This window comes from Allobosea sp. CER48, assembly GCF_044752385.1.
Classification (GTDB): Bacteria; Pseudomonadota; Alphaproteobacteria; order Rhizobiales; family Beijerinckiaceae; genus Allobosea.
In genome coordinates, this window is sequence record NZ_JBIWYK010000288.1 from 1 (window position 1) to 4128 (window position 4128).

Consider the following 4128-nt stretch of genomic DNA (forward strand, 5'->3'; position numbering starts at 1 on the left):
CCCCGCAAGATCAACGCCTCCCGCGACGGGAGGGAAGAGCCGAGGTATCCTCAATGGCTGACTACGACATCATCGTCATCGGTTCCGGCCCCGGCGGCTATATCGCCGCGATCCGGGCCGCCCAACTCGGCTTCAGGACCGCGATCGTCGAGCGCGAGCATCTCGCCGGAATCTGCTCGAACTGGGGCTGCATCCCGACCAAGGCGCTGCTTCGCTCGGCCGAGATCATGCATTATGGCCAGCATGCCAAGGATTACGGGCTTGTCCTGGAAGGCTCGTTCAAGGCCGATCTGGAGGCCGTCGTGCAGCGTTCGCGCGGCATCGCCGTGCGGATGAACAACGGCGTCCAGTTCCTGATGAAGAAGAACAAGGTCGACGTGATCTGGGGCGAGGCCAAGCTTACCAAGCCCGGCACGATCGCCGTGGCGCCGACGAAGAAGGCGGCGATGCAGCCGCAGGGCCCGATTCCGAAGAACGCCAAGGGCGAGGGCACCTACACCGCCGATCACATCATCGTCGCGACCGGTGCGCGGCCGCGCGCGCTGCCCGGTCTCGAGCCGGACGGCAAGCTGATCTGGACCTATTTCGAGTCGATGGTCCCGGCGAAGATGCCGAAATCGCTGCTCGTCATGGGTTCGGGCGCCATCGGGATCGAGTTCGCGTCCTTCTACCGGACGATGGGCGTCGAGGTGACCGTCGTCGAGGTGCTGCCGCAGGTCGTGCCCGTGGAGGATGCCGAGATCGGCGCCTTCGCACGCAAAGCCTTCGAGAAGCAGGGCATGAAGATCATCACCAGCGCCAAGGTGACGAAGGTCGAGAAGGGGGCGGATTCGATCACTGCCCATATCGAGGACGAGAAGGGCGGCAAGCAGACGATCACGGCCGACCGCATGATCTCGGCGGTCGGCGTCGTCGGCAACATCGAGAATATCGGGTTGGAAGCGCTGGGCGTGAAGACCGATCGCGGCTGTATCGTCATCGACGATTTCTGCCGCACCAACATCAAGGGCGTCTACGCGATCGGCGACGTGGCCGGCCCGCCGATGCTGGCGCACAAGGCCGAGCACGAGGCGGTGATCTGCGTCGAGGCGATCAAGGGCCTGCACCCGCACCCCATGGACAAGCTGATGATCCCGGGCTGCACCTATTGCCACCCGCAGATCGCCAGCGTCGGCCTGACCGAGGCCAAGGCCAAGGCCGCCGGCCACGAGATCAAGGTCGGACGTTTCAACTTCGTCGCGAACGGGAAGGCCGTGGCGCTGGGCGAGGACAGCGGTCTGGCGAAGACGATCTTCGACGCCAAGTCCGGTAAGCTGCTTGGCGCGCATCTGGTCGGCCCGGAGGTCACCGAGCTGATCCAAGGCTTCGTCGTCGCGATGAACCTCGAGACGACCGAGGAAGAGCTGATGCACACGATCTTCCCGCATCCGACCCTCTCGGAAGTGATGAAGGAGAGCGTGCTCGACGCCTATGGCAAGGTACTGAACGCCTGAGGCTGCCAGTCCGGCCCGCTCCGGCCCAAGCCTCGCTTGAAGGGGCCGGTCGGGGTGACCGGGACCCGATTTGCAGGCATATTTCAGCCATGCCACCACGCACCCGCAAATCGTCCAAGGCCGATCGCGTCGTCCGCGACGAGGAGGTCGAGGTCCTGCCGCCGCAGCGCCGCGACCTCGCCCTCGACTGGAGTGTCATCGTTCCGACCGTGGCATTCGGTACGATCACGGGTTTCGTCGCCAGCCTTGTGGTTGGCGGCGGCGGGTTGATCCGGCACGCCGTCGTCGGCGTGCTCGGCATGCTGGTCGGTCAGGGCATCGTCAGGTTGACCGGTTGGCGGCTGAAGACCGGCTATGCCTTTCTCGACGATGCGGGGATGGCCGTGCTCGGGGCGATCCTGGTGATCCTGCTGGCGCGCTTCATCGCCTGATTGGCGGGGCGATGCCGAGATTCACGGCGCGCGAGCGCCAACGGCTAGGGGGCTTCTGCGATGGAGAGTTTTGCCGCGACCATGGCCCAGCCGGGCTACGGCTTCTTCATGACACTGTTCATCGGCATCCTCGCCGGCTGGATTGCCGAACGCCTGACCTCGTCCGACCACGGCCTGTTCACCAACATGCTGGTCGGCGTCGCCGGTTCCTTCGTCGGGGCGCGGGTGGCGGAATTGCTGGCCGTTCCGATTTTCGGCTTCTGGCGCACGCTGGCGGCCGCTATCGCCGGCGCCGTCATCATCATCGCAATCTGGAATGCGGCCCGCGGCCGCAACTGACGACCCGTTCCGCGCCTCGCAGTTGCGAGAGCGGCCTTTGAAGATTAGCTAGAGGGGAGCCGGCCCTGCCAGCTCCCGCTCAATGAAGCCCGGACCCTGAAATGGCGCTTGTTCTCGACCTGCTGAACCGCGATCCCCGGCCCAATGCCGGCAATCCGAAGGCGCAGCCGGCCCTGCCTGCTGGCGAAGTGCGCCATCCGGAGAAGCAGAAGCGCCCGGAGAACCCAGTGCTGCGCAAGCCGGACTGGATCCGCGTCAAGGCGCCGGGCTCGCCGAAATGGGCCGAGACCAAGGCGATCGTGAAGGCCGAGAAGTTGGTCACGGTCTGCGAGGAGGCGGGCTGCCCCAATATCGGCGAGTGCTGGGAGAAGAAGCACGCCACCTTCATGATCATGGGCGACACCTGCACGCGCGCCTGTGCCTTCTGCAACGTCAAGACCGGCGTGCCGCAGCCGCTCGATCTGGAAGAGCCGCGCAAGGTCGCTGACGCCGTCGCCAAGCTCGGGCTCGAGCACGTCGTCATCACCTCGGTCGACCGAGACGACCTGAAGGATGGCGGTGCAGAGCATTTCGCCCAGGTCATCCGCGCGATCCGCAAGGCCTCGCCCGGCACCACAATCGAAATCCTGACGCCGGACTTCCTGCGCAAGCCGGGAGCCCTCGAGGTTGTCGTGGCGGCGAAACCCGACGTGTTCAACCACAACTTGGAGACTGTACCGGGCAAGTATCTGAAGGTGCGGCCCGGCGCGCGCTACTTCCACTCGCTCAGGCTGCTGCAGCGCGTGAAGGAGCTCGATCCGACGATCTTCACGAAGTCCGGCATCATGGTCGGCCTCGGGGAGGAGCGGAACGAGGTCCTGCAGCTGATGGACGACCTGCGCTCGGCCGAGGTCGACTTCATGACGATCGGCCAGTACCTCGCACCGTCGCGCAAGCACCATGCCGTGATCCGCTTCGTCACCCCCGACGAGTTCAAGAGCTTCGAGACCATCGCCTACGCCAAGGGCTTCCTGATGGTGTCGTCGACGCCGTTGACCCGCTCCTCGCATCATGCTGGCGAGGATTTCGCGCGGCTGCGCGCGAACCGGGCTGCGCGGCTGGGCCAGTAGCGGCTCCCGACCCATGCCGATGTTCAACAGCACCCGCCGGGTGAAGCACTCGCCCGAGCAGATGTTCGCGCTCGTGGCCGACGTCGAGAAATATCCGCAGTTCCTGCCGCTGTGCGAGGGGCTGACGGTGCGCCGGCGCACGCCGCGCGAAGGCGGCGGCGAGGTGCTGCTGGCCGACATGACCGTGGGCTACAAGGCGATCCGCGAGACCTTTACCAGCCGCGTCACGCTCGATCCTGCGAATCTCAAGGTCCTCGTCGAATATGTCGACGGTCCGTTTCGCCATCTGGAGAACCGCTGGACCTTCAAGCCGATCGAGGCGGGCTGCGAGGTCGGCTTCTTCATCTCCTACGAGTTCGCCAGCCGCATGCTCGGCCTGCTGATGGGCGCAATGTTCGACAAGGCCTTCCACAAGTTCTCGGAAGCCTTCGAGAAGCGCGCGGATCTGGTCTATGGCCGGCCTTCTGGGGCAGTGACGGGCCTTTAAGCTCTTTCGAGCATTGTTCGGGCATTCGCTGGGGAATGCTCATGGACGCCTCCGCCACGCAGGTCAGCCGCGACCTGAGAGTACGTCGCGACGCGGCGACGCTACCCGTCTTCATCGCAACGATCTTCGCCTCGGCTTTCCTGCTCTTCGGCATCCAGCCGATGTTCGCGAAGATGGTTCTCCCGAAGCTGGGCGGCTCGCCCGGGGTCTGGTCCGTCGCGATGGTCTTCTTCCAGAGCGTCCTGCTGCTGGGCTACGCCTACGCGCAT

Annotated in this window: 6 protein-coding genes; all 6 read left to right on the plus strand. The window is 65.2% G+C overall.

Annotation, left to right across the window (positions count from 1 at the left end; genetic code table 11):
* The first annotated feature begins 53 nt into the window (after positions 1-53).
* The gene (lpdA, locus tag ACIPIA_RS11405; RefSeq protein WP_400509557.1) at positions 54-1493 is read left to right on the plus strand and encodes a dihydrolipoyl dehydrogenase; all 1440 of its coding nucleotides are present in this window, start codon (positions 54-56) and stop codon (positions 1491-1493) included.
* 89 nt (positions 1494-1582) lie between these two features.
* Entirely contained in the window at positions 1583-1924 is a 342-nt protein-coding gene (locus tag ACIPIA_RS11410) for a GlsB/YeaQ/YmgE family stress response membrane protein (protein ID WP_400509559.1), read from the plus strand.
* An 81-nt stretch (positions 1925-2005) separates the two neighbouring features.
* Positions 2006-2263, plus strand: a complete 258-nt coding sequence (locus ACIPIA_RS11415; RefSeq protein ID WP_400509561.1) for a GlsB/YeaQ/YmgE family stress response membrane protein — start codon at positions 2006-2008, stop codon at positions 2261-2263.
* Positions 2264-2364: 101 nt separating this feature from the next.
* Positions 2365-3372 carry a lipoyl synthase gene (gene lipA / locus ACIPIA_RS11420; RefSeq protein WP_400509563.1) on the plus strand — a complete coding sequence of 336 codons (1008 nt, stop codon included), beginning with the start codon at positions 2365-2367 and terminating at the stop codon, positions 3370-3372.
* A gap of 13 nt (positions 3373-3385) precedes the next feature.
* On the plus strand, positions 3386-3859 hold the full coding sequence (locus ACIPIA_RS11425; RefSeq protein WP_400509565.1) for a type II toxin-antitoxin system RatA family toxin: 474 nt from the start codon (positions 3386-3388) through the stop codon (positions 3857-3859).
* 41 nt (positions 3860-3900) lie between these two features.
* Positions 3901-4128, plus strand: a 228-nt coding sequence (locus tag ACIPIA_RS11430; protein WP_400509566.1) for a hypothetical protein, incomplete at its 3' end; no start/stop codon positions are given.

What these genes read in the sequence shown, in the direction of transcription:
- lpdA (WP_400509557.1), top strand. Translation starts at nt 54, where the DNA reads ATGGCTGACTACGACATCATCGTCATCGGTTCCGGCCCCGGCGGCTAT.
- ACIPIA_RS11410 (WP_400509559.1), top strand. Translation starts at nt 1,583, where the DNA reads ATGCCACCACGCACCCGCAAATCGTCCAAGGCCGATCGCGTCGTCCGC.
- ACIPIA_RS11415 (WP_400509561.1), top strand. Translation starts at nt 2,006, where the DNA reads ATGGCCCAGCCGGGCTACGGCTTCTTCATGACACTGTTCATCGGCATC.
- lipA (WP_400509563.1), top strand. Translation starts at nt 2,365, where the DNA reads ATGGCGCTTGTTCTCGACCTGCTGAACCGCGATCCCCGGCCCAATGCC.
- ACIPIA_RS11425 (WP_400509565.1), top strand. Translation starts at nt 3,386, where the DNA reads ATGCCGATGTTCAACAGCACCCGCCGGGTGAAGCACTCGCCCGAGCAG.